The organism is Oscillatoria sp. CS-180 (assembly GCF_028330965.1).
Classification (GTDB): Bacteria; Cyanobacteriota; Cyanobacteriia; order Phormidesmidales; family Phormidesmidaceae; genus Halomicronema.
The window spans coordinates 1-25,400 of sequence record NZ_JAQMUB010000102.1 but is presented as its reverse complement, the minus strand read 5'-3'; the positions used below and the strand labels follow the sequence as shown (position 1 = coordinate 25,400).

The following is a 25,400-nucleotide window of genomic DNA, read 5'->3' as shown; positions in this document are numbered from 1 at the left end:
CTCAACCAGGAACTGCCCTATGTCTTCATCCAAGCAGCAGGCTCTGCCTCCGCCACCAGAGTCTAACGGTATCGAAATCAAAGTTCGGCTGTCTGAGTCAACACTCATCAAGCTCATTCCAGTAATCGCCGCTGTTCTACTGGGCTCTAGTTTTGTGGTGCACACTCAATTCGCGCCACATCCCGACTCTCCTACTAACGCTATTGAAGCGAGTCCGTAGCGTATTTCTAGTGCAGACCCAATCATTAGAAAACCACCTACGCTGCCTGATGATCAGTCTCTAGTTTCTATTGCCTCAATTTCAGAAAACTACCCCTCTAAAAGCCGAATTGCGTTTCGGCCTTCATAGAAGCTTCAACCCGAATTCGGGGGCGTCGCGGAGCAGATTTTTTTGTTCAACCCCCCATATTATGTGCAGTGCATAAAATTCGTGTGAGTGCTATGACTAACCAGAATTCGGTTGTGGTCCCCCAGATTCGGCCCGAGCAGGCGATGGAGCAATTAGGGCTTAAAAAGGATGCTTACTACGATGATCTAAAGTTTCTTGGTATTAAGGCAAACCGAGATTCTGATGGTAAGAGTTATCTGGATGAAGCGCAGTTTCAGCTATTAGCGGCGCTGCGACAGCATGTGACAGAAATCGGGAAACGAGATGGCTTCCAGATGCCGGGTGAGCTGGCGACGGTGGTCAATGGTGATATGGCGCAGCCAGAGCAGGAGCCAGTACAGGCTGAGACCCACCAAGCAGAGCAGTTCGATATTCAGGCCATCATTTCAGAGGCGGCTGAGCTGGCCGGGTCGCGGATGACGATGCGGGAACAGGTGGTAAACGCGATCGCAGAGCAGCTGAGCTATGACGACCTCCCGCCAGCGGTACAGGCCAAGGTGCAGAGTGTGAGGGCTGCTGCTGACCCAAAGGCCCAGCCCCGGCAGGTGGCGACCGCACTCCTCAGCCAGTGGCGACAACAACGGACAGCGGTAGCGGCATAGAGACGCCGGAGTTTCAGCAGGTGTGTGAGGCGGTTCGGCAGGGCTGCAATGTGTTGGTGTTGGGGGAAGCGGGTAACAATGCTGACTTCCCCAAATTGCTGTATCGGCAGTTTGAAGGGCGGCTGAATGTAGCGATCGCAAAGTACAAGGGCAGCGGCAAGCTGTTCTTTCAGAAGATGGCGGAGGCGCTGGACATCCCCACTACCGAGGACAAGTACGACCGAGAGGGAAACGTCACCGGCGAGAAGCCTATGTCGATGGATGCCATCAAGGATGAGCTGTTGATGAACATCGGCCCCGACACGCTGCTGATTTTGCCGGAAGCCAAACGGCTCAGCAGCTCTATTCGCTATTGGTTGGAGGACGCGATCGCGGCGGGCTGTCGGATGGTGTTGTTCTCGCCGGTGAACCCAGGACGCGACATCTTTCTAGACCTGCTGGAGATTGAGCTAGAGCTGCCCACCGATCAGGCGATCCGCGAAGTGATGGCGGATGAGGCGAAGCGGCGAGGGTTGCAGTTGTCGCGCTCAGAGCTGGCAGAGCTGCAACCGTTAGCGGGACGCAATCCGATGCTGGCCCGCAAGGTTGTGCGTCAACGGCGGTTAGGGCTGAAGCATCAACGGCCTGAACATACTCAGTACATCGTCATCATGCCGATTCTGGTGGCTTGTTTGATGGCGTTTGGTGTGGTGCGCTTTGTGGGCATGGGGACGAAGAACAAGAGCCTCTACATCTTTGGGGGCACGGCTTTGATTACGGGGATGACGTTGAAGCAGCTGGGCAGTGTGAGAGGGGCGAGGAAGCGCTTTGGGCAATAGAACAGTCAACAGATATGTGGATTACTCGTCCTCAAAGCTTTTGCGAAATGCCTCAATGGAGGCAAATCCAAACATTCCAGCTAAGAATGCTCCAATATCCCTAGATTCGCGGCTGAGCTGCACCAATGGCTCCGCACTCAGAGCTCCCACCAGCGTGAGTGTGACGGCGGCTTGGATTACGCCAGCCATAAATGATGCTTTTCTTATAGGAGATGTTTGATCAGCCATTTTTACCTCTATCTGTTGGTTCATTGGACGGATTGGAAGGAGGTAATAAATTCTGGTTCTGGAGTGCCGTTTCTAGTTTCAAGATCTTCAATTCGGCTGCATGTGCTGAGCTTTCGTAGCGCACTTGGTTTTCTAGTGATTTGAGCTGATAAACGGTTGCTTGATGGTTCTCTGTGAGTATTTGATGGTTCTTTTTTAGTTCTTGATATTGTTGCTCAAGTGTTGAGTACTCCAGTTGGAGGTGCTGATAATCGCCATGCTCGTTGGCGGAGGAGCGTTTACGAGGAAGTAACTCCAGTCTAGATGTAGCTAGTGCAACTGAAACCCCAATTGCTGTGTAACCTGCTCCGGGATTTTCATCGCGAACTAACTCAGCGCCTTGCACAAGTAAAAAAACGGCAAATCCAAGTCTGCCAAGGAAGAAGGACAGCCTCAAGCCGTAATCAACTATGGGGAGGAAGCGTGAAGCCATTCTAAGCCTTCTATGTTGACTGTTCGGCGGCATAGCTATCTTACGCTGAGACAGGGGTCCGAGTATTTATGCCTTGACTCTTCTGAAACTTCAGTAGCAGATATCTTTCCGTCGATTGAGATCTTGATTCGCGACTCCAATAACCAAGTTGTAAATCTCATCAAGAGATAGCAGGATATTTTCTGCTCCTCCATGCCGAATGAGAGTCACGTCCTCATAGCCTAGCTTCGTAGGCATAACTGGGATATTTAAAAGCCTGTCTGTCGTTTTTCTGAGCTGGCTCAAAGCTTCACTTAGAGCAGGCTGGTGTTCTATAGACACAATAATAGCCAGTTGGGTCAGAGCTAGCTGACCCTCGATAAGGTCATCAACCCATTCTTTAAAGTATTGGGCTTCTAGAACCACGTCTCCCTCGGCGGTCAGCATAGAGCGCTTGTTTCTAGCTTTGAGCAAGTATCGAATGGCTCTCTCATATGTTTCTTCTTTCTGTAAGTGCTTTTGTTTTGATATGGTTGCCTGCTGATGTCTTTCCCATTGCTTCTGCTCACGTTGCATGGTTAACCAGTGCGATAAGAGTGAACCAATGAGGGTTGTTAAGGCTCCTATCGATGCAGCAATCAAAGCGACAAGTTGAGGGTTCACGTTCTGGAAATGGTGGTTAGGACATCCTAATGGGATAGCCCGTTTGCTTTAACAAGGGCAAGCTACCTAAAGAGTTGTACTGGAATTTCATCTCAATGATGGCTATCACCCACGCCTGCATCGCAACCGCTGGCGTCTCCCTTCTCCTCAGCACATCCCATCCGCTACCCCTGGTCCTCGCTGTCCTCGGCTCCCAGCTGCCGGACCTGGACACGACAACGAGCATCATCGGGCAGGTGCTGTATCCGGTGAGTCGATGGATTGAGGACAGGTTTCCCCATCGCAGCATCACCCATAGTCTGGTGGCCACGGGCGCGATCGCTGCCCTCTCCCTCCCCATCGCCCTCTACTTTGGCAACTGGAAAGCGGGGGCAGCGGTGCCGTTGGGTCATCTGCTGAGCTGCTTTAGCGACTGCTTTACCCGGCAGGGCGTGCAGCTCTTTTGGCCTGACCCAGCTTGGGCTATCAGTGTCAGCAATCCGAGGCGACGACTACGAACGGGTGGTCCCGGTGAGTATTGGGTGTTGGCGGCAGCGGTGGCGCTGCTGCTCGTGGGAATTCATGTGGCTGGTGGCGGTGGTGTCAGCGTGGCGGTGGGGCAGAGTATTGGGCTGAGGGAGACGGCGATCTCCACCTACAACGCCCATCCTCAGAACGCCGTCTATGCCGATATTAAGGGCGTGTGGGCGGACGACCGGAGCCGTGCGGATGGCGAGTATCTGATCCTCAAAGCAGACGGCTCAGAGTTCATCGTGACGGATGGCAGCGGCATCTACCACACAGGGCAAAGCATGGTAGTGGAGTCGCTGAAGGCCCGCGCCGGTGAGCCGATGGAGACGCAGACGGAGACGCTGAGTTTTGCTGATGAGAACCCGGTGGAGCGATTGCAGCAGCTCGCCATTTCCCACCCTGGCAAGGCCATCTATCTGACGGGCACTCTGACGGTGGACTATCCCGAAGGCATTACGTTGCAGCCTCCAGGACGGCAGTATGAAACGGCAGCGATCATGGGCGAAACCCTAACGCTTGACCTGCATCCGCTGGAGCTGGCGACGGTGCAGTTGAGCGACCAGTGGGTGGTCGGAAGGCTTGCTGTTTCAATCGGCTCATGATGTTCTGCGCTATTGGCTTCGAAGCCAGCAGGGAAAGAAAATTTGTTTCGTGTCACAAAATCGAGCCCAGCTACATTAACTAATGGAAGCATCGTGTGCTTTCTGCTGCCTCCAGGTAAGACGATAAATCCAGTGTCAGTATTTTCCTGAGGTTCATCCAAAGAAGCACTATTGGTGTACCGGAAGGGGAACTGCCAATTCCCCAAATTTTAATAGAGAGCAGAAAATCGGCGTTGGCAATTTCTACTTGAGCTAATGCTGTTTGTGATCCATAGGCGGACCATTGATTTAAATCAATGGTCCGCTTCTTGACGTAATTTTTTTTCCGACTATCTTGATATTATGTCGGTGCGATTGGCAGTCGCATTGTCTATCCTTTGAGATTTTACTGGATTGGTCTCTAAGGGATTCGAGTACATATCGTCGAAATGGATGAACCTCATGAATGAAAAATATCCTCAGACTCCCCTTTCGTCGGGGGAGGATGTTGCCTATCAAGGAGCCGCTGTCTCCATGAAGGAATGGTCACTTGCTGTGGTTTGCCCCATGGTCGTGACCTTTTCTTTTTTTATGGCGGTTCTGGATCCAAGTCAGCGCCCTGCATTTGCTGATTTGGCGACTTTTGCTTTTACTTCGAGTGGAACCTTTTTGTTGTCTAATCGACAGCAATCAGGCTCCTCCAATAAGAGTTAGGAATGACTGATTAGTTGATTTTTAACTCGTTTTCGCCGCATATCTGGACTCTTTTGGAGTTCAGATATGCCCTTTATCGAAAGCACTCTCTGATATTTCTGAAAATTGCAACCTCAGTTCAGAGTTGGCGACTCAATTCACCGATACGAAAGGCTCGTTATGGGAACCTCAGGAAAATCCTGGGAGGACAAACATTTACATAAGCAATCTGACATCACAAGTTTATCTAAGCAGTTTGCGGATGAGCATATTGTTCGTCAGTGGCATAAGTTCAATGAAACTTTTGAGGAGATTATGAATCGGAGGAGTGCTTCCGCCTCTTCAATCTTCCCATTCATCCGAAGCAAGCTACTCCAGTACGAACTTTGGCCCCGCTATGACGAGGCGGCTATTCTCCAAGAGATTTACCTTAGAACCTTAGAGAAGATTCAAGAAGGGCGGACAATCACCAACCACTATGCCTGGATTCGTTCTGTAGCTTTTCGATATATTCAGGAGCTAAGCCGAAAGCACCGACGTGACCTTGATTCTGAACCCTCATCTCTAGAGATATTGATGTCTCCAAAGACTGTCGATGAAGACCTACTCACTGATGAAATGCTCAAAGTCGGTGCCGCATTTGTAAAGCTTTCAAAAGAGGAACAGCTGCTGCTCTCTCTGAAATCCATTCAAAATTTGTCCTGGCCTGAAGTTCAACGAGCTTGGATAGATCGAGGCTACGGAGAGTTGTCTCTCTCTACTTTACGAAAAAGAAAAGAAAGAGCACTATCGCATCTACGTATGATTTACCATTCTTTGTAAGGCTTTTGGGATATTGATCTTTCCCTAAATTTCTGATTTTTGGGCATTCTCCTAATAGAACTGTCCGATGGGGCGTAGAGATGAAAAGGCTGATTCCCTATGTTTTGTCTGGACTTGCGATCGCTTCTGTCGCCACTGCCCAAACCACCCCACCGCCAGAACTCCCATCAGAACCGCTTCAGCCATCCGACACTGACAGCCCGAAACGTCTCACCATTACGGTCTTTGTTGCTGACCCCGAAGACCTGAAAGTGCAGCAGGGCGATCGCGTTTCTGCTGGCCAACTCATCGCCGATCGCACTCGCGAACGCCAACGCCTAGAGACCCAATACCAGCAGCTCACCCTGACCCTGCAAAAGCTGCAAGCCTCCACCATTACGCCACCCCAGGCCCCGGCATCTGTGCCCGCGATCGCGGCCCTACCCCATCCCAACTACCTCGAAGAACAGGCAACCATCGAACGCGCCAAGGTGACGGTGGAGCAGGCTGAAGCGGCGATCGCGGCGAAGCAGCAGGAGTTGACCTATCTGGCGGAGCTGCCCAATCTCAACCCGCTAGTGCTGGAGCATGAGACGGCTAAGCTTGCCGAGCTGCAACGAGCGCACACCGCAGCCGTCAGGGACTACCAGCTATCAATGGGCAAGCTGGCCAACGCTCAGAGCGACACCGACTATCAGGAATACCGTCATTCCCTCGATTTGGCGGAACGAGTCGAGCGAGCCAACCAAGCCGCGCTCAGTTATCAGCGGCAGTGGGCAGAGTATGAGCAGCGTTTGCGAGACCGAGACTATCAGCTCTCTCAAACACAGCTTCGACTCGATGAGGTAGAAAATGCGATCGCGTCTCTCGCTGTCGTCCGCAGTCCCTACGCGGGGCGGATTCGGCAAATCAAATGGTTGGGCCAAGGTGCTGACGGCCTGTTGTCTGTCGAGCTTACTTTGCTCGTCCGCGATGGCCACCCCACCGACGACGCACCAAACCTCACCCCACCCCCTCAACTCCCCAACGCCCCATCCCTCCCCGCTCCCGTGTCTGGACAGCAGCGAGGAATGCCTGACGACGCTGACGGTGCTAGCGATCGCGAACAGTCGCGAGATTGAGGCGATTAACCAGCGCTTGGATCTGACGGGCGATCGCATTGAATACGCCGAGGCGCACCAGTGGTTAGAGTTCCTGCCGTCGTCGTTTGATGCGGTGCTGTCAGCGAATCCCCTCAACTGGATTGACCCGCTGCGGCTGATTCAAAACCTGTTGGGCGGCGGGGATGTGCAGCGGAATCGGCTGGCGATCGCAGAACTAGAAATCGGAGCGGCTGACCTGATTCGTCGGCGTGAGGAGGTGGCCGAGAGCCTGGGCCGCGAGGTAATTGATGGGGTGCTGGCCTACGAAGCGCAGACCCGCAGGCTGGAAAACTTGCGGGGACAGCTTGAAACCCAGCTTCAGCGACAGGCGGTAATGGAGATGGCCTATCGCACGGGGCAGGGCAGTACGGCGACGATGCTCAGCCTGTGGCAGCAGACGGAGGATTTGAGGGCCGTGATCGAGGAGGTGGAGATTGAGCGATCACAGGGGGTGAGGGCGTTGGAGGTGGTGTGTCAGTTTACTCCTTTAGAATAAAGAAACGTGATTCAAGTATCTCCTATGACTCCCCAGCAACTCCTGGAAAACGAAGATCCAACAGATGCAGCGGTGGTGACTGAACTTGATATCAGTCATCTGGTGATTGAGGACGATACCCCGGTGGATAACTTACAATCCGCTCAGCAGCAACGATTGCTGGTGGAACCGCTCTACAGCTCTAATGTTCTGCCCCGACCGTTCCTTGCTGATGCCAACGTGGGCTTGTTTTACAAGCTGTATGGGGAACCCATTGTTCCTGATGTGCTCCTGAGTTTGGGCGTAGAGCGAGCAGCCGACTACAGCGATCGCCGTCATCGTTCTTATTTTGTGTGGGAATTTGGCAAGGTGCCTGAGGTCTGCATCGAGATCGTTTCCAATAAAGAAGGGAGTGAAGTGACTCTTAGCGCCAAGGCCCAACGAGAGGGCAAGCGCCAAAGCAAAAAGGATATCTACGCCCAAATTGGGGTGCCCTACTATGGGGTGTTTGACCCACTAGAACAAATTCAGGGGCCAGAGGAGATGGCCGATGCTCGTCTCCGTGTGTGGAGCTTGAATGCGGGAAGGTACGAAGAGTTAACCCCTGCTCAAGGCATTGTTGCAGGGGGGCAATCTGTGTGGCTAGACAGAGTAGGGTTGGGCTTGATGTTGTGGGAAGGGCCGTTTGAAGATGAGGTGTCCCGTCTCTGGCTGCGGTGGTGCGATCGCGAGAGTCAGGTAATTTTAACTGGGGCTGAAGGTCAAGTGGCTGAACGCCAGCGAGCCGATGTTCAGCAACAACGAGCCGAGCGGTTAGCGGCTCGGTTAAGAGACATGGGCGTAGACCCAGATGAGGTGTGATGGAGGATTGGACGCGAATGGTATGACGCTGGCTGACCTTAATCGCCAAGTCTGCAAGACCCTGAGGGAGAACCTGGGCTATGTGAATGCGGTGTGGTTCTTTAAGTAATTGGAAACTGGAACTGGAAACTATACTCAAGCGCGTCACCAGTGGCTCGACGATGTCACGCTGGATGAGATCTGGATGGGGATTCGACAGCAGCAAGGTGGAGACTCCTAACATTGCCTCTCCATGGGTGTGACGGATGGCTTACGGGAAATCAAGATTCGACTGTGTGGCATCGATGCGCCTGAGATTGAGCAGCCGATGGGAATTGAAGCGCGAGACCATTGGCGGAATCTGATCGACCAGGGCGACGGCACGTTGATTGTGTTGCAAGTGGAGCGCGATCGCTATGGTCGAACGGTCGCTGAAATCTTTGTGCCGCTGACGAGTACTGAGGAAGAGATGTCACTCACGGGTCAAATGGTGCTGGATGGGTTTGCCTATCACTACGAGCGCTACAGCGATACTTGTCCCAATGGGTCTGTGCTGGCCAGAGTTGGAGAACAGGCGAAGGCGGCAAAGTTGGGGGTGTGGGCTGACACGAATGCTGTTAAGCCCTGGGACTATCGACGATGAAGCAGCCTATTTGTTCAGACATAGAGCTGAAAAATTTGATAGGGAATCCTTTTTCTTTGCGCTAAGAAGGCTACTATAAAAATTGATGAGTCTCAGACAAACAGCCATAAAAAACACCCTAATCTCTGAAGGCAGAAACAGGGTATTTTTTACTATTGAAAATAGATAAATTGAAACTAAATAGACTGTTTGCAGCGCTCAGGTTAGTTCGTGAGGAACTTCCTCAATTAGGTTGTTTTTTCTAGAGATGCTGAGATACCGTCGTTTAAGGTTGTTGGGTCTCTAGGTATCAGTGCAGTGCTCTCTTAGAGATTAGTGGAGGGAGTATCAACAACTGAGTAGAGTGCTGCTGATTTTGATGCGATAGATTCAGACGCTAAATCGATAGAAAACCTCCTATCTAAAGTGGACTGAACTATGTGAAACGAGGGAATATTTATTCACCTCTTAGTTATTAGAGTACTCCTGTGATGGATGAATGACGCTGCCTGATACTAAAGTTTATCTTTCCGTTGAGGGGGACTCTCAGCCGCCATCTGCCCGTTGTAACCAGCTGCGATCGCGCCCCATCGAGAAAGAGCCCCAAGGCTGAAAACTCAGGTGCGCAGCTTGGGCATTCTTGGCTACCCTAAGAGCACACCTCAAAAATAGTACGGCTGAACGCTTCAGAAGCCGCTATTTAGTCCAAATCTAGTCCATTTTGCCTAACCAAGATTGCCCTCATCGCGTGTTCCCTTACTCTGTTCAGGAATAAACGAATTTTTTATCTTCAAGAAGTGTTGCCAATAAGAGCAACTACTCAACTTTTTAGCCTAATTGTCACAGTGAAGTGTCCTGGTCTTGGATGCGTTGGCGCAGCCTCACCGGAGGTGATTCGCGCTCTTCGTCGCCGGTGCTGATGACATCTGTCATCGCGAGTCGGTTTGCTGATGACACCTGATGACAAAGCTGATGGCAGGTGATGACACCTCACTTCTGGTGCTGATGACAATTTACCGCTGGGCATGATGACAGATAACGATGCTTCAAGGGTGACGATGCCGAGTCCTTTACTTTCTGTTCGGGTGCCTCAAGAATTGATGGAGGCGATCGCGGCGGCGGCCACCGATGGCAATAAGTCCCAAGTGGTGATCGATATCCTCACGGCTCACTTCAACCCAGTGCCAGCAGATGAGGTGGGGCAGCTGCGGCGACGGTTGGAACTGGTGGAGCAGCGACTGCAGACGATGGAGGGTGGCAATGGCAGAGACGTTTGATGAATTTGAAGCTCGTTTCCTTCAGAAGCTTGAGGCGGCTGAGGCTGAGTTCAGAGCGGAGCATTCGGCGGCGGTGGAAGAGATTGAGGCGGAAATCGCGGAGACACAGCGGCTGATTGATCAGCGTGACAGGAGAATCGAGGCGATTCGGGTACGGAACCAGCTGAGTGATGCTGAGAGGACGATGAAGCGTCTCAACTCGCCGCGAGTTGGAAGGATCGTGATTAGTGGGTTTGACCCGGAGCTGTGGTGATGGGCGGGATGAAGGAGGAGCGATCGCTTAGAATTTTGCGACTTCAGTATCCATAGCGATCGACGCAACTGGGCGACCAAATTGAACAAGGCTAAGGGTTCGTCTGAAGACGCTCCAGGCCTGGGCGGCTGGACTTCGATGGCGGCGTTGCAGCGGTATTTGGAGGTGTCGGAGGAAGAGAAGGCAGACGTGATCGCCAAATTGTAGAAGTGTATGCCTTCTCAATATTCATTTCAACCCGGATCTAAAAGATGATATGGGACCGCTAAGTTGACGGCTGAAGACGGTGGAGCAGCGGTTCACGGAGATGGAGTGCCGTCACCTGTATTTTTTATAAGAAAAGCTTATTTTCCGGATTGATGTGGAGAGTACAAGTCGAACTTATGTAGGTTCCCTCCAGATCTTTTGATGTGAAGATGTAAAATCCAATTCGGAATTATTTTATGAAAAACTTAGATGTATTCAACTATGTGGTTATTCTCGTTTCAATAATACTTGCTTTAGGAATTGGAGGCATAATAGAAGGATTCGCAAAATCTCTAAAGCATATTAAAAACGTGTCTTTTTACCCTTTGCATTCTCTTATATCATGCCTTCTATTCTTGCTTCAAATTCAATATTGGATAGGAACTTTCGAAGAGCGAGATTTGAATACCTGGTCTTTTTTATATATCCTTGTTTTACTTCTTAGTCCTGTTGGATACTATCTCGTTTCTGAAATTATATTTCCAGAAATTTCTGGAGAAGAGAAAGTTGATTTGAAGAAGTACTACTGGAAGCAAAATAGAATGATATATGGAATTGCCGCTTTTATTCAGATGAATAACTTTATTGCAGATCTTTTGATCAATACAAAAGGGAACCTTATAGATAATATTATTCGTCTGCTTGCAATGCTTGTCTTGGTTTCACTATGCATTGTAAATAAACCTGTCTTTCATTATTTTTGCAGTGCTTTGCTACTAGCTTTATTCATAACATTTGTTGTTTTCTCCTCGCCATCAATTTCTGTATAGAATATGCTTGTTACTGAAACAGGTACAATCTGAATGGTGTTTGACGGTATTGGACTTTGACAGGCAATAGAGGCTGTAAAGCCTCGTTGTACTGGAACTTTTGCGATTGTTATATAAACCACCGCAATCCTTATCGCCGTAAGGTTTCTGCTCATCCATTGCTTTTTTAGATACTATTGTCCGCTACGCTGCTCAGTTTTGCTAGTTGGTCGGAATCTGAATATGAGATATTTGATAAATACTAAGAAATCACAATTGCTCTCTATCGCCGAAGGATTTTTGGGTATCCGTCAAATTTATAATCTATCTAAAAGTATAAAAAATAGTTCTAGATTCTATGCTGAATTTCTCGATAGGCTTTCAATTGAGCTTTGCTACGATCATAAGTCCCTCGTAAATATACCTCAGAAAGGACCTTTATTGGTAATTGCTAATCATCCTATGGGCTTTTTAGATGGATTAGCAGTAATGAGTTTGTTGAATACACGCAGGACTGACTCAAAACTGATTGGAAACTATTTGTTAGAGCGCATTCCAAACATTCCGGAAGATCTAATATCTGTAAATCCCTTTACGTCAAAACCTGAAAACTCTAGATCTATTAGAGAGGCTCTTGACTGGCTTAAAGAAGGAAAATGTTTACTACTTTTTCCTTCTGGAGAGGTTTCTCATTATAAGCTTTCTCAATTTTCAATTGTCGAATCTGAATGGAATGATTTGGCAGGATTTCTGTTTAAGTCTTCAAGATCTTCAGTGATTCCTATATATATAGAGGGAAGCAATAGCCTTTTATTTCATTCTTTGGGAGTAGTTAACTCTTATCTACGAACTCTTCAATTATGCTGGGAACTGACAAACAAAAGAAACAAGAAAGTGCGCTTGTCAATTGGAGATATTATCCACTATTCAAACGCTTATAATTCCTATTCAAAAACAGAAATTACAAAATTGCTGAATCTTAAGACTCTTGTCCTTGAAAATTCAAAGACTGATATAAAAAGACCTCGCTTTCCAAAGGAAAGTATGTCTAGACTCTCTTCAAGTACGCAGCAATACAAGATTGCTAAAGAAGTAAATCTTTTATTAGAATCAAAAGAAATATTATCTACTGGAAGGTTTTCTGTGATAAGCAGCGAACTAACTCAATCATCGGCTATTCTTGATGAGATAAGACGTCTAAGAAGAATAGCTTTCAGTGGATATGGCTTTAACACGGATAAAAAAGCATATTCAGATAGGTTTGATAAAATTTATCAGCATTTGTTAGTATGGGATAACTTAAATCAAAGAATAGCTGGAGCCTGTAGACATGTTCCTTTAAACAAATTTTCCAGCTATGATAGCTATATAAAAGAATCATATATTTGTGAAAACTTTTACATTAGCCAAGAATTTTTTCGGAAATATAACACTTCAATAGAGCTGAGCAGGTTGTTTGTCAACCAAATATATCAAGGACAATATTTGCCGCTAGTTGCTCTATGGAATGCTTTAGGTGAAATAGTAAAGATATCTAGTTCGAGCTGCTTAATGGGTCTTGTCTCAATTAGTAAAATATATAATGAGATTGCAAAAAGCATGCTCTTTGATTTTCTTAATAAATATTATGTGTTGAATGACAAATGCTTAGTGGAACCAAGGAACAGGATCTACTTTAATAATAACTTCCCCGAAATTTTGTACGATAAAGACGCAAAACTAAATCCGACATATTTCCTTGAATATCTTGAATCAACTCAAGGAGATAAAGGCGTTACAAATCTGATGAGGTTTTATTTGAAGCTTGGAGCGCGGTTTGTCGCTCTAAGTAATGATCCTAAATTTGACTCAGTTGATGCTTTTTTTATTCTTGATCTTAAAGACAAAAATAGATACGCAAAAAGAATTCTTGCGCTTTAACCATCTCATATTGGGAGAGTTAGGCTAGTTGGCCGATGTATGGAATTGGAGAAAATTTGGTCGCTGTAGCCTTTGTCTGGCCATTAACCTGCCAGTTATGTGTTACCTGTCCATTAACTGTCGGCCCGACAAACGACACCTAATCCAACTTCTCCACCTTCCAAGCACTCTCAATCCCAGCCTTGCCCACCTTCACGAACCGGAAGCCATAACGCTCTAGCTCAGCCCGCTCAAGGTCTTCAGCCTCAGCAGGTGGGCTAACTCGCTAGTCGGGAGCTGCCAGCCATTCGCCGCGATTTCCTCAAGTTGCTGATACCGAGCCAGGGGGCAGGTGGAGGCTGATTGGCCGCGATCTCGCTGGCCAGCAACGCCAAATCTGAAGGGCGATGGCACCTCTCCCTCGCCGCCATCAGTTAACTGATTAAGCGTTTAGCTGATTTACCAATTAACCGCTAGAATCCTTGTGAGTAAGCAGTCCATTGCTTGCCATCTGCCTGATTAATCGATTAATCGCTTAACTGGATAAGCAAATGATCATCACCGTTGCTGGCTTCAAAGGGGGCGTGGGCAAAACGACCACCGCGATCCATCTAGCCTGCTACTTCGCTCAACAGTCCGAAAAGACCCTGCTCGTTGATGGCGACCCCAATCGCTCCTCTCTTTCCTGGTCCAAGCGGGGCACCCTGCCCTTCCAGGTGTGTGACTTGATGGCGGCGGCTAAGGCGTCTCGCGGCAAAGACCATGTCATCGTAGACACTGAAGCGCACCCCGACGAAGACGAACTGGAGGCCCTCGCGTCAGGCTGTGATCTGCTGGTGCTACCCTCCACACCGGATGCGCTGGCCCTGGAAGCGCTGCTGGTCACCGTCGATCACCTCCAAAACCTGGATGCCTACGGGGTCGTCCTGACGATGGTAGACAGCCGTAAGAAAAGTACGGCTGAACAAGCTAAAGAAACGCTTAACCGCTTAAGCATTCCGGTGTTTAATCAAATGATTAGGCGTTTAACCGCTTATGAAAAAGCGGCCCTTGCTGGGGTGCCGGTGTATGAGACGGGCGATCGCTTCGGTCGCATCGCCTGGAGAGAGTATGAGTCGCTAGCAAAGGAGATTGAGAGTTATGGCTGATCCCGCGAGCATGTTTGACAAGTTGGCGCAGAATCGCCAAAAAGCTAAGGCGACTCCACCGTCAGAGCCAGCACCGGACGAACCCAAGCGACGACAGCGGAAGGCGACGGGGAAGCGATCGGACCCGAACTACATTCAGGTGGGGGCCTATATTCCCAAGGAGCTGAACAAAGAGGTGAAGCGATCGCTAGTGGACTATGAGGGGGATTTCTCTGATTTGATTGCTGAACTGTTGGAAGCGTGGGTTAAGCGGTAAATCAATTAAGTGATTAATCGGGTAATTGATTCTTGATTGCTCTCAGAATTAAGTGACCTACTGCTCAGCAGGAACGTAGCAGACTGGAGAAGCTCCACCCGGTCTAGAGTAGGCAGACCTACCCCCACAGCGGCTTCCAGAGGAGGTGTAGTCATAGGGGCAATCGCAACTACCTGTTCGTGATTCTCTAGCTCGAACCAATGTCGGTTGACTGCTTGCTACAGGTTGAGGGGGAGGTTCTGATGCTTTTGCCTCAGCGTACTGAAGGTTATTCTCGTATTCAGTGATTTTTGCCTGAGCAGTTTCACGATTTGGACTATCTTCGGGAACCAGCTTCAAAAGTCCAATGGATTCCTGCCAAGTCGCTACAACTTCTTCCCAATCAGAGGTGGACTGTGCGGTCTGCGTTAAATTCGCAGCTTTGGTCGCGGCATTGATAGCCTGCGGGAAAGTGTCTTCTGGAACAGTTTGTCCCTTTCGAGCATAAAAGAGTTGCTGATCGAGCGTTTCAACTGCTGCCTGGGCTTTGGAGTAATTAGAATCAGATTCTGGAATGCTTTCATAAAGCTGAATCGAGCGCTCTAAGCGGCTAGCAATGAGTAACCAGTCATTAGGCGATAAAGCATTTTCGGTCAAGCTTTGAACTGTTCCTGAGATCCTTTCAGCCTCTTGATAAACCTCATCCCATGATGTTGTTTCAGGAGCTTGTGTTTCTGGGGCGGGGATAGAGCCATTGGGAGCCTCAGCGATCGCTTCTGTTTCAGTAGATGTGGCCGCAGGCTCAGGAGGTGATTGGGAAGGGGCACCAACAAAGATGTAGAAGGTCCAAAAGACGGCGAAAACAGTTGATGTTATCTTCCAAGGCTTAGACCACCGAGTAGACCAAATGGTGGCAATACCCAGGGGAGGAAAGATGAGAATGGATAAAATCGCAAACCAACTTTGCTCATACCAGCGCGGAGAATCAGTTGAATGATTTCTAGTCCTTGGTGCTTTATCTGGTGGTGATTGGACAGCACTTCTTGATTGAGGCGTCGGCTTAGAAATGCTCTTTGAGCGCTTGTTTGCCTTTGAAGAAGTCGGTTTATGTTCAAAGGAACCTACCCCCTTAATGTTGTAGGTTGTCTTAGTTTTACCCGTCTTTAAATTGACATTAGTGGTTGCGCCGAAACGCTTGCCTCTGCCGCCGATTGAGACGCTGTTGATGCCCTTTTTTCCTATGTTGAGGCGAACACCAGGAAGTATCTTGACGGTGCGCCTGCTTTTGCGAAACTTGAAACCCATTGCCAACTTTCAACTCTGCCTACCTAATTCGTTCTTCTCATTCAAGAATCAGCAAGCATTGAGAGGTATCTGAGAGCTAAGCCTCACCCATACTGTGCCTAATCAATTAAATGCTTAATCAGTTAACTGATTAAGCAAGTAGAAAGTACTTTGCAAACTTAATCCGCGTCGCTTGAATCGCTAGGTCATGGGCCTGCTCGATATCATCTAAATCAAGTTGTGCCACCATCTTTTCACAGTAAGCTACTGCCTCTAGGCCCACCGCCTGGGGAATGTAATTTCGAGCAATGCGACTACTGCCACTCACTGGACTTTCCCAGACCTCCTTCATTGTGGCGGCGTCCATGTCGAACAGACCCCGATAGACGTAGTTGGTCCAATACCCGTAGCGGCCACGGGGGTCTTTGTCCTGCACTTCAAACCCCCATTCACGCCGAGCAGGTTTGCCACTCTCTCGCTGCATAAGCCAGTTTTGGACTCGCTGATCGTCTTCGTAGGTGTAGGCCCGCTTTAGGATGGTGTACGCCTGAGCGTAGATGCCCTCAGCCGCGAACCAGGCGAGAAAATCAATCAGTCCCTCGCGAGCAGGCTTCCTCAGTTTGCCTGGATTTTTGGCCCAGTCCTGAGCCAGCGCGACCCAGTCTGACGCTTCTAAAAGCAGATACTCATTGCCGTCTTCGGCCAAGATTTGCATCACCCTGAATCGATTGCTGGACGGGAGTTCTAGGTACTTGTCCCCGTCTATTTGCATCACCCTTCTGGAAAGGGTTGTTTGGGGCACGCCAACGTGTCTATCCATGCCCCGAAAGCCCATGCCGATACTGGGTTTATCGGGTCCTAAACCGTTGGGATCGATGATGATGGCTTTAATCTCCCGGCTCTTGTAGCGCAGCGGGATGATTTGCCCCGATCGGAAGCTGGGGGCTGTCATTGTTTGCGCTCCGAGGATGGGGGTACCTTAGCTTGCTTGATCTCTTCAAGCCGCTCTTCAACCAGCATCCGCAATTTCTGAGCGAGGGATAGCCGTGCCCAGAGGGGATTTTCGGCGTAGGCTGCGTCGATATCTTCTCGTAAGCCTTCGATGTCAAACGTTACGCGATCGGCCACAGTATCACTTCGTCGAGTTACCACTGCCTAGCTTACTCCTGTGCTATGGAAACGATTTAATTCTATGTGATTCAACTTGCATCATTTAATTCTAGACGCTACAATCCGATGCATTGCGATGGGTCGTGCACCCATCGCGCAACAGCCGCACAGCTTTCGTGCAGCGATCGCGCACTCACCGCACGACAACAGCGCATTCAGAAACGCCTATCCCATCAGGGTTTGGGCTATCAATTAAAAAGGAGTTGCACCCATGCAGCACATTGAACCGCAGGCTTCCCGCGCAACCGTCGCACAGGAGGCGCACACCGTCGCGCACATCCCCGAACTTATCGAGGGGGAACTGATTGAAGGAGCGCCCTACGCCGGTAAACAGTTGGCGGCGGAGTTGACGATTGGCGAATCCACTTTTAGAACGCGATGGTTGCCTTGGCTTCAGAAGGTCGCTCCGGTTGAGCTGCTGAAGACGGATGAGGGCTATACCGAGCTGGCGCGATCGCTGGCGTTGGAATTCAAACAGGTGCCGAGTAAGAAGGCCCAACGCGATCGCTGGGTGAGTGAGGCGAAGGAGCGCTACAGCCGTGAGTTTATGCCCGGTGGAGTCACACCGGAGGGCGTGTCTGAGGAGTTGGGCGGGGCATTGGCGCTACTTCGTGACCAGGGCGGTAAATTGCAGACGGCAGCCGATGAACAGCTTCAGCAGCTCCAGGCCCTGATTGAGTCCCAGTCTCAAGTGGAAGCAGAGTTTGACGCAGCGGAGGTGGAGTCGATGCGGGCCGCTGGCATGAAGCGCGGCGTCACTCGCTTTCAGATTGAGACGGAAGCGGAGGATACAGCTTACTACCAGCTGCGGAAAGCGCGATCGCAGGCGAGGACTTCTCAATCGGGAAAGTCTTAGGGCTGCTCGTCTGTATTGCGATGGCGGCCTGCACGTCTACTCCCGAGATTGATGGCCCCAACTACTACCCGACTGATTTGCAGGGGCAGGGGATTGTTAGGGGCGGTATGGGCTATCTCAGCTCAAGTGAAGTGGCGTTCCTGAAAGGGCTGGCGTGGCCTCAAAGCTACGCCGATATGACTAGCACCTTCGGACGGGCCAATCGCAGCACAGACACGGCAGATATTTACCGCGTGGAAGGTTCGGACCAGAAGGTTTGGGTTTACTACGACGGCACTACAGCGACAGGTTTTGAAATCAAAGAGTGAGGTTCCGATGGGGATTTTAGAATGGTTCAAGCCAGAGGACGAGTCAGCAGATCGCGTCGTCGGTGAAATCAGTAATGACAGTGGCGACCATGCGGTTTTTGATGTTCCAGCTGATGGTCAGGAAACGGTGGAGCGTATCATGCGAGACAACAATGTTGAGCGCGATCGCGATGATCAACTTCGCCGTCAGTACGATGCTGCAAGGAGAGTCGATCAGCGTGACTCGGAGCAACACCGCTATCGCATGGAGCCGGTGGTTGACTCTAATGAGGACTTAGAGCCTGAGCAGGACGATGACAGTATCACCGAACGGAATGAACAGCCCGCAAGTGGTGGCTGGTGGCCGTTTGGATAAATTCTGAAAGGTCGTTATGAGTAGAATGTGGGAGTATGGGTGTACTCCCTTTTTTGCTAGGAGTTCCATTATGTACACAGTTTCAAACAACCTTGAGAATCTAGAGCTGTATCTGGAGCACGATAGCGGTTATGTTGACTGGGATTTGACGCCGGAAGACTTGGAAGAGGCAGGGATGCCGAAGCTAGTCTTTCATGGCAACTCCGCTGATGCTGAGTCCGAAGTCCTCGAAGGTTGTTCCTACATCAGCGTTGACACGAACTATTGCCTCAACCTTTCTCCGGGTCAGCAGAAGCTCTACGAAATTCTGGTGTCTTTGCAAGAGGGCGCTGTCTTCACCGTGACGACTGTTGGCAAGCTAGCTAAGGCAATGGGGCTGGAGAATCCCCTTGCGGCGGGTAAGCGGCTAGAGCACTTGCAGTCGTTAGGCGCGATCGCGGGCTTTAAGGCTTGATGCTCCACACCAGGTCATCAATTAGCCTCTGCTCTCGGGCAGGGGTTTTTTAATGTGATCTAGCTCCATCTCCATCGGTGGCTGGCCGTCTCCGCTCCGCTCCATCGGCTCCGGTCGTTCCCCCCGGTTCCCCGCGCTGCTGGCGTCTGGTGAGGTAAGCCAACGCAGGCAACGCAAGTATACGCCTGAATAACCCGGCACAAGGGCGGTCGGCCTGCCCTCCGTTTCAAGATTTGGGCAAAGGGGGCAGAGCGCGATCGCTCTCCGGGCCGTCCTCCTGCAAGTGGCTGCTGGGGGTGCTCCTATCGTCGCGTTGTTGCTGGATAAGCCACCCTTGCGCCTAGTCGTCTTCCGTGCGTGATCACGGCTGGAGGCGTGGAGAGGATGCGTTGCGTTTGGCTTGTTCGCTATGCAGTTTTCGTTTTGGGTTGGTTTTGGTCGTGCTGAGCGGTTGGTGTCGTTTCGCTCTGTGGCTGGTTTGGCGCTGGCTTCGGGTTGCTCGTCTTGGTGCTTGCGGTCGTCGCGGCGGTCGTTCTCGGGTTCTGTGGTTTGGGCTTTCTTTGGGTCGCGTGGTGGTGCAGCTGCGTTTGGTCGGTCTGCGTCGCGGCAGGTGGGCGTGTCGGTCTGTGTGCGGTCTGCGGTGTGTGAGGTGTTGGGCTGTTGTTGGGTGGTGTCGGTGCCTGTTGTGCGTTAGCGGGTTGGGGCTGCGGCCCCTTTTTTTGCATTGGAGAGGGGAGCGATCGCGGGAAGAAAGCGATCTCTTTCCGCAGATTACTCTCCTATCTCGATTCCAATGTTCTCGCCTATTGCTTGGATGTGTCCCGTAAACTCATTGATACTCTCAGTAAAATCGGCAGCTCCGCTTGCAAATGTTATGGCTGCAGTACCAGCGGCAGCTAAGCGCTTTAGACGTCGGCCAATGCGTTCAGGGTTGATACTTTCTGATGTGTTGATATCCGTTTCAAGGGCTTCCAGTTCATCCAGTACATCTTCTTTGTGCGTTTGAGGGAAGGATTCAGCCATCTCACGCAAGGAAATTATTAAATCTGTAATGTCATTTTGATTATTTATAAATTGGGTAGACATCGATCCATTGTTGATATCAGATAAATTCCCAATCGTAGAACCACGGAAATCATATTTAGGATTGTTGCCGTTGCTCATATTATCTATATCCTTCTTTAAATTCTCAATTTCTCTTATCGTATGATCCAGATATAACTTAGAGCTTTTTTCACCGTGCTTGAATCCTTCATTAAACCCTTGTGCATATCCTTTCGAGTAACCTAATTCATAAGATGATAAGGAATCTTCGTGGTTTTGTGGCTTTACTGTTGGTGGTTCTCCTGTAAGAGAATCACTAACATACTGATGATGAGACTCTTGAAAACCAGATATCTCTGGGATTTTTGCTTCAAAAAAATCTTGAAAATCGTTTATGCTCGATGGATTAGATGTCTCATTGAAAATGCTGTGAGATATGAAAGCATCCTCAGTTGAACCGACAGCATTATTGTTGCTCTGCCCACCATCAAATATATCTAACAAATCAGGAGGAACAACACCTGGGGTTTGTTGGAAAATAGAAGCAATAAAAGCAGAGAACGGCTGCTCCATATTTGGCAGACCTAAACTCTAGAATATTCAGGAGATCCAAACCCTGATTGCAACCCAAAACAGGAAATATAAATTTCCCTAATGTAAGTACTGATTTTTAGAACTTCTAAATTGCTCGTACTTCGTTTAAATATTTAAGCGATTGTACTAGAAAAAAATGTTTACTTAGGTAGCTAAGAATACATCAAGATGGTCGCTCCGCTTTCAGCCGAGCTATCGAAGGTGGCGGCGTCTCCCTCCGGTCTACCCCGCGATAAGGTTGCTCCTGCGTCGCTCTGTTTCGCGGCTTCGCCATCCCCCGCCTACCAAGAGAGGTTGCCACACTCGCCCCAGTGAGCAAGGCCCGCTACGCTCTCCACTTCGTTCCGGCCTTGCCACCGGGTCCCCTGCTCGTGCGGCTCTTAGGCGTGGCGGCGGCGGCGGCTCTGCCGCTAGCGGCCCTCTGGGCGTCACCGGCTACCAAGGCAATAACACCCCGTCTGTTTGGCTCCCGTGGCTCTCTGGCTCATCGGTCAAATCGAGAAGACCATCACAGCCCCTCAGCAGCACGTAAAGATCCGGGCTACATGGCCGCGCATCAATCAGCTGTAGCTCGGGAAAAATGGCGCGCAACTCCGCTGCCCCACCTGGCGCAATGCGAGCCACAATGCCGCTGCCGCGTGCTGCTGGCCGTGCCCATTTGATATGTGTGAGTAGTGATAATTGCTGCATGTTTGTGCTGTGTTTGGGTTGGGCAGAGTGCCTTATAAAGCGCGTTTCTCTGCCCGGTTTAGCCCGCAACTATGGCCCCTTGTTACGGTGGGTTGCTGAGTGCTTCCGCTCTACAACGGTTGGCGTTCTTCCCTCTGCTTCACTGCTTTCTAGCGCTAGCAGCCAGTGCGATCGCGGCTGGGAAATCATCAGCAGCGGATAGGCTCAACATCTCGGCTTACGGCGAGGAGCAAGCCCCTCTGCTGCGATCAAAGGCTTTACCCCGCCCCTGCCCTCTATTTGATTATAGCGTGTATACATTTATTTTAGCGAGTATACATGTATTTTTATTGCTGGTTTTCACGCTCTAGCTTTTCTGCGATCGCGTCTCTAATAAATTGATTTCTCTGTTTGCCCATTGCTTTCAGTGCAGCTTGCATCGATGGCGTGATCCGGAGCTGAAGCTGTGCGGTGAAGGCTTCCTCTCTCGTAGGATCTTGGATCTGGTAGCCGTGTTCCTCCTGGTACTCAGCCGTCTTTAAGGCTGGGTTTCCTCCAGGTCTGCCGCTGTCTTTGGTTCCGGGCATGGCTTCTTCTCATCGCTGCCGCTCTAAGTATACCTGCAAAAATCAAGTGTTGAATCGCAACTGATTTCTGGCTTGTATGCATGTATACATGCTATAATATTGATATCTTGAGGGGATTCGAGAATGCCGCTACTGAACTTTGGCGAGGCAGTAGCGGCAAGTAAAACCCCAACCATAGAAGGAGTTCCATACCCATGATTGTACGCGAACCTTTAGAGCTGGCTTACCTGCGAGAGCAGGAACAGCACATCACTCTTCAAGACACCAGAGCAGAGTATGAGGAGGAGCAGATAGCCGAAGGCGTGGCTCAGGCTCAGATCCTCGAAATCATTCATCGTCACGGCTACGAATTTGTAGAGCGGGCGATCACTGAATTTAAACAGAGTCAGCAGCCGACTTGTGACCAGTGCGTTCATTGGCGCGATCGCTGCCAAGGATACTGTCATTTACGAGCATCGGCAGAGCTAGAGCCATTGCCTAAGAGCCACGCAGCACAGTGTTCCTATTTCGAGGACATCGGTTTCTAACCCTTCTCTAACGCGCACTTGGGGCACCGCTGCCCCAACCTGATCACTACAGAGAGAACACCATGCAACTACTCACCGCAACCCTGACCAGCGCACCGCGCGAAGTAAACACCAAATACGGTCTACGCACCGTGGCCGATCTGCGTTTGCCGGATGGTTCCGAAGATGCCCTATGGCGACCAGGCGGCGACACCCATTTCCTCAGCTATCGGAAAGGCTCAGCCGTACAAATTACGAAAGACCACAAAGGCAAGCTGAGCTTAGTGGAGTCATCCGCAGAACAGCCCCCCACTCCTGGGACAGCGCCCGCCTCTCAGCCGTCACCGGCGCAACTGTTGGAAGGAACCAGCAAAGCGGATATTGCCCAGTACGTAACAGATATGGCGGCGCTGTATAGCTACTGCTACGGCGAGGCCGTGAAGCATTTGGCGCAGCATGAACCGCCGGAGCACGCGATTCGGGGGGCTGCCAGCAGTCTGTTCATTGCCGCTCAGAAACGTTTCGATTTAGCTTGATGATGGGGCGGCCACTGTGCCGTCTTAAAACCATACAACTCTCATCTACTTCTTCGAGTGAGTTTGATTTGTTGCTTGTCTAAGCGAACTTTATGAAGTTTTGCGTTTGAAAAATTGCTATTTTCTAATTTAGCCCCTGATAGATTAGCTCCTGACAGGTCAGCCCCTGATAGATTAGCTCCTGACAGGTCAGCCCCTGATAGATTAGCTCCTGACAGGTTAGCCTTCCTTAAATTCGCCTTTGATAAATTGGCTTCTGATAAATCTGCTTCAAATATCTCGGCAGAGCGCAAAACTGCTTTATGAAGATTAGCGTTTGCTAAATATGATTGGCTAAGATTAGATTCATCTAGAAGTAAATTTGAAAAGTCTATACCAAATAAATTCAATCTGCTTAAATTAATATTTCTCAGATCAATTTCGCTTAATAAAGACGCTTCTTGAGTCTCTGGAACTCTGCTTAATAGATATATAGCGACTAGTATTCCTAAATTAGACTTGGTTAATTTATTGATTTTGACGGACTTTAGAACTGCATAATCTAATTTGGCATTGAGAAGATTGGCTCCTCTTAAGTCTGCATTATAGAGGTTGGCGCTAGATAAATTTATTCCTCTCAAATCTGCATAAGATAGATCTGCATAAGATAGATCTGCAGAAAATTCAAAATCGTTATTTCTCTGTGAATTATCTATTTCACATCTATTGTCTGAAAACAACGTATTACTGAGCAAAGCATTCTTTAAGATTGATCTCTTTAAATTAACACCTACTAGTCTAGAACTCCTTAAGTCTACCCCGGTTAGATCTGCTCCTTCTAATTTTATTCCATCTAAATCTGAGTTAACTAAGCTTATATTCTTTAAGGAATCATTGCTTTCGTTCAAGAACTCTAGAGCTTTAATTCTAGCGCGACTACTTTTTACGTCTTTTAAGCTATCCACTACTTGCCAGGCTTCATAACGACCTTTTTGTGTACGTTCTCTTGAATCGATTATGTAAAATATAGCGCCTGCTAGAATAGCGAAAGATTCAAAATTATCTTGAAATATAAATATAATTAACTCTTCCAGTTCTTGACATATTTGAGGTGAAGCATCAGATTTACACAAAGGAACACTTTGAACACCTAAAAGAATCAACTTGCTAATGAAGTACATTGCTAAAAAAGCAAGAATCAAACCAAAAACTGTTTTCCACGGAATATTTTTCCACCTTTTTACTATCATAGCTTTGTTGATCTGGTCGTTTTGATATCATTTATTCTGCATTTTTGCTTGTATCTTTATCTGAGTATTTTATAAGGGCTGACATATCAAAAATGTCTTTCAGTGATTTGATTGCTTGTTTGTCTTCATTAAGTTCGGTTTCTTCAAAGTCCTTGAGTTTAGAGAAATATTTATACAGAATAATATAATTTAAAATTGCTTCTTCACTAACACTAGGTAATGCTTCTCGAAGTGAACTCGCAAAATTTGCGATACTTTCGCCTTCTAAAACAAGATTTTCTCTTTCTTGAGAACTACTCCTCTTAGCTATCTCAAGAGATCTCTGAGAGTCAGTGTATTCTTCTGACGCGATAATTCCTACAATTCCTAGGTTAGTTGGCTTTATGCCCCAAGGCTCTGTTAGTATATCTGCTGCGTCAAGAAATACTTGTACTATTTCATCGAAAGCACTCGATATTTCATTGAAATTAATGCGTCCAATTTCTGAACGAACTACTGAGACTGCTATGCTTATGATGCCACTCTCATAATCGTCTATCTCATAAAATGTTCTTTCAATATCCAAGACTTTATAGTTAACAATTATGTTAGCTTGAATTTTTACGTAATCTTTTGTAGTTGCTGTAAAAGGTGATATCTCTAAAATAGTTTCTTTTAAGCTTCCTTGATATACAATTTTATCTAAGCCAGGAACTATGAAATTTATGCCTGGCCGAAGTTTTCGATGATATCTTCCAAGGCGCTCTACTAGAGCTTGCTGTCCCTGAGGCGTAGTTCGAATTGAGAGACCTATATAAGTAATTGCAAAAATCATAAAACCAAGAAGTATGGTTCTGGCTCTAGAAAGTAGTAATGTATGGCCTCTCGTAACGGAATAAGCCAGTGAAATAAAAGTTACACAGAAACCAAATAAAAAAAGATTTCTATATTGTCCTTTAGATAAAAAGGATGTAACTAAAAAGATTATTGATAAAACTGTTAGTGTTCCGATTTGAGTTGCTGAGTCCCAGAAGATCCGCAATATTTTCTCAGGATTAAGAGTATATTGAAAGCTGTCTCCGAGCCAATACAAGCTGAGGAACCCTACTATCGCTAGTAAAGTACCTAGTAAATATCTAGACACAGTGTGCTCTAACTCCAATTAAGCACTATCCGAATTGGATTTTAATCAATAAATCCGATTATCT

At 48.7% G+C, this 25,400-nt stretch carries 35 protein-coding genes; 23 read left to right on the top strand and 12 right to left on the bottom strand.

Features of this window, described 5'->3' with window-relative positions:
- Window positions 1-19 precede the first annotated feature (19 nt).
- The 3 genes from PN498_RS28400 (at window position 20) to PN498_RS28390 (ending at window position 1,808) form a co-directional block, all read left to right on the top strand.
- Window positions 20-220, top strand: coding sequence for a hypothetical protein (locus PN498_RS28400; protein WP_272066842.1), 201 nt, complete (start codon window positions 20-22; stop codon window positions 218-220).
- Between the two features lie 221 nt (window positions 221-441).
- On the top strand, window positions 442-990 hold the full coding sequence (locus tag PN498_RS28395) for a hypothetical protein (RefSeq protein WP_272066841.1): 549 nt from the start codon (window positions 442-444) through the stop codon (window positions 988-990).
- The gene (locus tag PN498_RS28390; RefSeq protein ID WP_272066840.1) at window positions 957-1,808 is read left to right on the top strand and encodes a hypothetical protein; all 852 of its coding nucleotides are present in this window, start codon (window positions 957-959) and stop codon (window positions 1,806-1,808) included. Before PN498_RS28395 ends, PN498_RS28390 begins: the two co-directional genes overlap by 34 nt.
- A 21-nt stretch (window positions 1,809-1,829) precedes the next feature.
- On the opposite strand, the gene PN498_RS28385 is transcribed toward PN498_RS28390, so the two are convergent.
- The 3 genes from PN498_RS28385 to PN498_RS28375 form a co-directional block, all read right to left on the bottom strand.
- Entirely contained in the window at window positions 1,830-1,997 is a 168-nt protein-coding gene (locus PN498_RS28385) for a hypothetical protein (RefSeq protein ID WP_272066839.1), read from the bottom strand.
- A gap of 31 nt (window positions 1,998-2,028) precedes the next feature.
- Window positions 2,029-2,508, bottom strand: coding sequence for a hypothetical protein (locus tag PN498_RS28380; RefSeq protein ID WP_272066838.1), 480 nt, complete (start codon window positions 2,506-2,508; stop codon window positions 2,029-2,031).
- Between the two features lie 90 nt (window positions 2,509-2,598).
- Complete coding sequence (locus PN498_RS28375) at window positions 2,599-3,063, bottom strand: hypothetical protein (protein ID WP_272066837.1); 465 nt, start codon at window positions 3,061-3,063, stop codon at window positions 2,599-2,601.
- A gap of 185 nt (window positions 3,064-3,248) precedes the next feature.
- Between PN498_RS28375 and PN498_RS28370 the strand changes: the two genes are divergently transcribed.
- The 11 genes from PN498_RS28370 to PN498_RS28320 all read left to right on the top strand — a co-directional run bounded on the left by PN498_RS28370 (window position 3,249) and on the right by PN498_RS28320 (window position 13,259).
- The gene (locus PN498_RS28370) at window positions 3,249-4,262 is read left to right on the top strand and encodes a metal-dependent hydrolase (protein WP_272066836.1); all 1,014 of its coding nucleotides are present in this window, start codon (window positions 3,249-3,251) and stop codon (window positions 4,260-4,262) included.
- A gap of 441 nt (window positions 4,263-4,703) precedes the next feature.
- A complete protein-coding gene (locus PN498_RS28365; protein WP_272066835.1) occupies window positions 4,704-4,955 on the top strand; it encodes a hypothetical protein in 252 nt (83 codons plus the stop codon).
- A gap of 159 nt (window positions 4,956-5,114) precedes the next feature.
- Window positions 5,115-5,756 carry an RNA polymerase sigma factor gene (locus PN498_RS28360; protein WP_272066834.1) on the top strand — a complete coding sequence of 214 codons (642 nt, stop codon included), beginning with the start codon at window positions 5,115-5,117 and terminating at the stop codon, window positions 5,754-5,756.
- A gap of 80 nt (window positions 5,757-5,836) precedes the next feature.
- Window positions 5,837-6,856 (top strand): hypothetical protein, encoded by a 1,020-nt coding sequence (locus PN498_RS28355; RefSeq protein ID WP_272066833.1) that lies wholly within the window; start codon window positions 5,837-5,839, stop codon window positions 6,854-6,856.
- Window positions 6,825-7,373: a hypothetical protein gene (locus tag PN498_RS28350; RefSeq protein ID WP_272066832.1), complete on the top strand. Its 549-nt coding sequence runs from the start codon at window positions 6,825-6,827 to the stop codon at window positions 7,371-7,373. Before PN498_RS28355 ends, PN498_RS28350 begins: the two co-directional genes overlap by 32 nt.
- Before the next feature lie 6 nt (window positions 7,374-7,379).
- A complete protein-coding gene (locus tag PN498_RS28345) occupies window positions 7,380-8,213 on the top strand; it encodes a Uma2 family endonuclease (protein ID WP_272066831.1) in 834 nt (277 codons plus the stop codon).
- A 232-nt stretch (window positions 8,214-8,445) separates the two neighbouring features.
- Window positions 8,446-8,835, top strand: coding sequence for a thermonuclease family protein (locus tag PN498_RS28340; protein WP_272066830.1), 390 nt, complete (start codon window positions 8,446-8,448; stop codon window positions 8,833-8,835).
- A 1,004-nt stretch (window positions 8,836-9,839) separates the two neighbouring features.
- The gene (locus PN498_RS28335) at window positions 9,840-10,091 is read left to right on the top strand and encodes a hypothetical protein (RefSeq protein ID WP_272066829.1); all 252 of its coding nucleotides are present in this window, start codon (window positions 9,840-9,842) and stop codon (window positions 10,089-10,091) included.
- Entirely contained in the window at window positions 10,075-10,344 is a 270-nt protein-coding gene (locus tag PN498_RS28330) for a hypothetical protein (RefSeq protein WP_272066828.1), read from the top strand. Before PN498_RS28335 ends, PN498_RS28330 begins: the two co-directional genes overlap by 17 nt.
- Before the next feature lie 443 nt (window positions 10,345-10,787).
- Window positions 10,788-11,360, top strand: a complete 573-nt coding sequence (locus tag PN498_RS28325) for a hypothetical protein (RefSeq protein ID WP_272066827.1) — start codon at window positions 10,788-10,790, stop codon at window positions 11,358-11,360.
- Window positions 11,361-11,582: 222 nt separating this feature from the next.
- Window positions 11,583-13,259, top strand: a complete 1,677-nt coding sequence (locus PN498_RS28320) for a lysophospholipid acyltransferase family protein (RefSeq protein ID WP_272066826.1) — start codon at window positions 11,583-11,585, stop codon at window positions 13,257-13,259.
- A gap of 216 nt (window positions 13,260-13,475) precedes the next feature.
- Here PN498_RS28320 and PN498_RS28315 read toward each other — a convergent pair whose 3' ends face one another.
- On the bottom strand, window positions 13,476-13,652 hold the full coding sequence (locus PN498_RS28315) for a hypothetical protein (protein ID WP_272066825.1): 177 nt from the start codon (window positions 13,650-13,652) through the stop codon (window positions 13,476-13,478).
- Window positions 13,653-13,789: 137 nt separating this feature from the next.
- Between PN498_RS28315 and PN498_RS28310 the strand changes: the two genes are divergently transcribed.
- Both PN498_RS28310 and PN498_RS28305 read left to right on the top strand, forming a co-directional pair.
- Complete coding sequence (locus PN498_RS28310) at window positions 13,790-14,386, top strand: ParA family protein (RefSeq protein WP_272066824.1); 597 nt, start codon at window positions 13,790-13,792, stop codon at window positions 14,384-14,386.
- A complete protein-coding gene (locus tag PN498_RS28305) occupies window positions 14,379-14,642 on the top strand; it encodes a hypothetical protein (RefSeq protein ID WP_272066823.1) in 264 nt (87 codons plus the stop codon). Before PN498_RS28310 ends, PN498_RS28305 begins: the two co-directional genes overlap by 8 nt.
- A gap of 57 nt (window positions 14,643-14,699) precedes the next feature.
- Here the strand turns inward: PN498_RS28305 and PN498_RS28300 are convergent, their stop codons facing one another.
- The 3 genes from PN498_RS28300 to PN498_RS28290 all read right to left on the bottom strand — a co-directional run bounded on the left by PN498_RS28300 (window position 14,700) and on the right by PN498_RS28290 (window position 17,057).
- On the bottom strand, window positions 14,700-15,926 hold the full coding sequence (locus PN498_RS28300) for a DUF4236 domain-containing protein (RefSeq protein WP_272066822.1): 1,227 nt from the start codon (window positions 15,924-15,926) through the stop codon (window positions 14,700-14,702).
- 130 nt (window positions 15,927-16,056) lie between these two features.
- Window positions 16,057-16,857, bottom strand: a complete 801-nt coding sequence (locus PN498_RS28295; protein WP_272066821.1) for a hypothetical protein — start codon at window positions 16,855-16,857, stop codon at window positions 16,057-16,059.
- Complete coding sequence (locus tag PN498_RS28290; RefSeq protein ID WP_272066820.1) at window positions 16,854-17,057, bottom strand: hypothetical protein; 204 nt, start codon at window positions 17,055-17,057, stop codon at window positions 16,854-16,856. The genes PN498_RS28295 and PN498_RS28290 overlap by 4 nt, the downstream gene beginning before the upstream one ends.
- A 229-nt stretch (window positions 17,058-17,286) precedes the next feature.
- Here PN498_RS28290 and PN498_RS28285 point away from each other — a divergent pair, with 229 nt between their 5' ends.
- The 5 genes from PN498_RS28285 to PN498_RS28265 all read left to right on the top strand — a co-directional run bounded on the left by PN498_RS28285 (window position 17,287) and on the right by PN498_RS28265 (window position 19,742).
- Window positions 17,287-17,931 carry a hypothetical protein gene (locus PN498_RS28285; RefSeq protein WP_272066819.1) on the top strand — a complete coding sequence of 215 codons (645 nt, stop codon included), beginning with the start codon at window positions 17,287-17,289 and terminating at the stop codon, window positions 17,929-17,931.
- A gap of 20 nt (window positions 17,932-17,951) precedes the next feature.
- Window positions 17,952-18,239 (top strand): hypothetical protein, encoded by a 288-nt coding sequence (locus PN498_RS28280; RefSeq protein WP_272066818.1) that lies wholly within the window; start codon window positions 17,952-17,954, stop codon window positions 18,237-18,239.
- A 7-nt stretch (window positions 18,240-18,246) separates the two neighbouring features.
- Window positions 18,247-18,594, top strand: coding sequence for a hypothetical protein (locus PN498_RS28275; protein ID WP_272066817.1), 348 nt, complete (start codon window positions 18,247-18,249; stop codon window positions 18,592-18,594).
- Window positions 18,595-18,664: 70 nt separating this feature from the next.
- Window positions 18,665-19,048 (top strand): hypothetical protein, encoded by a 384-nt coding sequence (locus PN498_RS28270; RefSeq protein ID WP_272066816.1) that lies wholly within the window; start codon window positions 18,665-18,667, stop codon window positions 19,046-19,048.
- A gap of 409 nt (window positions 19,049-19,457) precedes the next feature.
- Entirely contained in the window at window positions 19,458-19,742 is a 285-nt protein-coding gene (locus PN498_RS28265) for a hypothetical protein (RefSeq protein WP_272066815.1), read from the top strand.
- A gap of 77 nt (window positions 19,743-19,819) precedes the next feature.
- Here PN498_RS28265 and PN498_RS28260 read toward each other — a convergent pair whose 3' ends face one another.
- The 3 genes from PN498_RS28260 to PN498_RS28250 form a co-directional block, all read right to left on the bottom strand.
- The gene (locus PN498_RS28260) at window positions 19,820-20,665 is read right to left on the bottom strand and encodes a hypothetical protein (RefSeq protein WP_272066814.1); all 846 of its coding nucleotides are present in this window, start codon (window positions 20,663-20,665) and stop codon (window positions 19,820-19,822) included.
- Window positions 20,666-21,121: 456 nt separating this feature from the next.
- Window positions 21,122-21,376 (bottom strand): hypothetical protein, encoded by a 255-nt coding sequence (locus PN498_RS28255; RefSeq protein ID WP_272066813.1) that lies wholly within the window; start codon window positions 21,374-21,376, stop codon window positions 21,122-21,124.
- 326 nt (window positions 21,377-21,702) lie between these two features.
- Complete coding sequence (locus PN498_RS28250; protein ID WP_272066812.1) at window positions 21,703-21,942, bottom strand: hypothetical protein; 240 nt, start codon at window positions 21,940-21,942, stop codon at window positions 21,703-21,705.
- Between the two features lie 194 nt (window positions 21,943-22,136).
- Between PN498_RS28250 and PN498_RS28245 the strand changes: the two genes are divergently transcribed.
- Together PN498_RS28245 and PN498_RS28240 are read left to right on the top strand one after the other, a co-directional pair.
- A complete protein-coding gene (locus PN498_RS28245; RefSeq protein ID WP_272066811.1) occupies window positions 22,137-22,469 on the top strand; it encodes a hypothetical protein in 333 nt (110 codons plus the stop codon).
- 62 nt (window positions 22,470-22,531) lie between these two features.
- On the top strand, window positions 22,532-22,984 hold the full coding sequence (locus tag PN498_RS28240; RefSeq protein WP_272066810.1) for a hypothetical protein: 453 nt from the start codon (window positions 22,532-22,534) through the stop codon (window positions 22,982-22,984).
- Between the two features lie 41 nt (window positions 22,985-23,025).
- On the opposite strand, the gene PN498_RS28235 is transcribed toward PN498_RS28240, so the two are convergent.
- Both PN498_RS28235 and PN498_RS28230 read right to left on the bottom strand, forming a co-directional pair.
- Window positions 23,026-24,213, bottom strand: coding sequence for a pentapeptide repeat-containing protein (locus tag PN498_RS28235; protein WP_272066809.1), 1,188 nt, complete (start codon window positions 24,211-24,213; stop codon window positions 23,026-23,028).
- A gap of 31 nt (window positions 24,214-24,244) precedes the next feature.
- The gene (locus PN498_RS28230) at window positions 24,245-25,027 is read right to left on the bottom strand and encodes an SPFH domain-containing protein (RefSeq protein ID WP_272066808.1); all 783 of its coding nucleotides are present in this window, start codon (window positions 25,025-25,027) and stop codon (window positions 24,245-24,247) included.
- Window positions 25,028-25,400 lie beyond the last annotated feature (373 nt).

Excerpts from the sequence above, each read along its gene's own strand:
- PN498_RS28370 (WP_272066836.1), top strand. The coding sequence starts at position 3,249 with ATGGCTATCACCCACGCCTGCATCGCAACCGCTGGCGTCTCCCTTCTC.
- PN498_RS28320 (WP_272066826.1), top strand. The coding sequence starts at position 11,583 with ATGAGATATTTGATAAATACTAAGAAATCACAATTGCTCTCTATCGCC.
- PN498_RS28285 (WP_272066819.1), top strand. The coding sequence starts at position 17,287 with ATGCAGCACATTGAACCGCAGGCTTCCCGCGCAACCGTCGCACAGGAG.
- PN498_RS28305 (WP_272066823.1), top strand. The coding sequence starts at position 14,379 with ATGGCTGATCCCGCGAGCATGTTTGACAAGTTGGCGCAGAATCGCCAA.
- PN498_RS28295 (WP_272066821.1), bottom strand. The coding sequence starts at position 16,857 with ATGACAGCCCCCAGCTTCCGATCGGGGCAAATCATCCCGCTGCGCTAC.
- PN498_RS28365 (WP_272066835.1), top strand. The coding sequence starts at position 4,704 with ATGAATGAAAAATATCCTCAGACTCCCCTTTCGTCGGGGGAGGATGTT.
- PN498_RS28300 (WP_272066822.1), bottom strand. The coding sequence starts at position 15,926 with ATGGGTTTCAAGTTTCGCAAAAGCAGGCGCACCGTCAAGATACTTCCT.
- PN498_RS28270 (WP_272066816.1), top strand. The coding sequence starts at position 18,665 with ATGTACACAGTTTCAAACAACCTTGAGAATCTAGAGCTGTATCTGGAG.
- PN498_RS28355 (WP_272066833.1), top strand. The coding sequence starts at position 5,837 with ATGAAAAGGCTGATTCCCTATGTTTTGTCTGGACTTGCGATCGCTTCT.
- PN498_RS28250 (WP_272066812.1), bottom strand. The coding sequence starts at position 21,942 with ATGCCCGGAACCAAAGACAGCGGCAGACCTGGAGGAAACCCAGCCTTA.
- PN498_RS28400 (WP_272066842.1), top strand. The coding sequence starts at position 20 with ATGTCTTCATCCAAGCAGCAGGCTCTGCCTCCGCCACCAGAGTCTAAC.
- PN498_RS28335 (WP_272066829.1), top strand. The coding sequence starts at position 9,840 with ATGATGACAGATAACGATGCTTCAAGGGTGACGATGCCGAGTCCTTTA.
- PN498_RS28360 (WP_272066834.1), top strand. The coding sequence starts at position 5,115 with ATGGGAACCTCAGGAAAATCCTGGGAGGACAAACATTTACATAAGCAA.
- PN498_RS28375 (WP_272066837.1), bottom strand. The coding sequence starts at position 3,063 with ATGCAACGTGAGCAGAAGCAATGGGAAAGACATCAGCAGGCAACCATA.
- PN498_RS28275 (WP_272066817.1), top strand. The coding sequence starts at position 18,247 with ATGGGGATTTTAGAATGGTTCAAGCCAGAGGACGAGTCAGCAGATCGC.
- PN498_RS28230 (WP_272066808.1), bottom strand. The coding sequence starts at position 25,027 with ATGATTTTTGCAATTACTTATATAGGTCTCTCAATTCGAACTACGCCT.
- PN498_RS28280 (WP_272066818.1), top strand. The coding sequence starts at position 17,952 with ATGGCGGCCTGCACGTCTACTCCCGAGATTGATGGCCCCAACTACTAC.
- PN498_RS28340 (WP_272066830.1), top strand. The coding sequence starts at position 8,446 with ATGGGTGTGACGGATGGCTTACGGGAAATCAAGATTCGACTGTGTGGC.
- PN498_RS28235 (WP_272066809.1), bottom strand. The coding sequence starts at position 24,213 with ATGATAGTAAAAAGGTGGAAAAATATTCCGTGGAAAACAGTTTTTGGT.
- PN498_RS28325 (WP_272066827.1), top strand. The coding sequence starts at position 10,788 with ATGAAAAACTTAGATGTATTCAACTATGTGGTTATTCTCGTTTCAATA.
- PN498_RS28380 (WP_272066838.1), bottom strand. The coding sequence starts at position 2,508 with ATGGCTTCACGCTTCCTCCCCATAGTTGATTACGGCTTGAGGCTGTCC.
- PN498_RS28255 (WP_272066813.1), bottom strand. The coding sequence starts at position 21,376 with ATGCAGCAATTATCACTACTCACACATATCAAATGGGCACGGCCAGCA.
- PN498_RS28245 (WP_272066811.1), top strand. The coding sequence starts at position 22,137 with ATGATTGTACGCGAACCTTTAGAGCTGGCTTACCTGCGAGAGCAGGAA.
- PN498_RS28395 (WP_272066841.1), top strand. The coding sequence starts at position 442 with ATGACTAACCAGAATTCGGTTGTGGTCCCCCAGATTCGGCCCGAGCAG.
- PN498_RS28265 (WP_272066815.1), top strand. The coding sequence starts at position 19,458 with ATGCAGTTTTCGTTTTGGGTTGGTTTTGGTCGTGCTGAGCGGTTGGTG.
- PN498_RS28310 (WP_272066824.1), top strand. The coding sequence starts at position 13,790 with ATGATCATCACCGTTGCTGGCTTCAAAGGGGGCGTGGGCAAAACGACC.
- PN498_RS28260 (WP_272066814.1), bottom strand. The coding sequence starts at position 20,665 with ATGGAGCAGCCGTTCTCTGCTTTTATTGCTTCTATTTTCCAACAAACC.
- PN498_RS28240 (WP_272066810.1), top strand. The coding sequence starts at position 22,532 with ATGCAACTACTCACCGCAACCCTGACCAGCGCACCGCGCGAAGTAAAC.
- PN498_RS28385 (WP_272066839.1), bottom strand. The coding sequence starts at position 1,997 with ATGGCTGGCGTAATCCAAGCCGCCGTCACACTCACGCTGGTGGGAGCT.
- PN498_RS28330 (WP_272066828.1), top strand. The coding sequence starts at position 10,075 with ATGGCAGAGACGTTTGATGAATTTGAAGCTCGTTTCCTTCAGAAGCTT.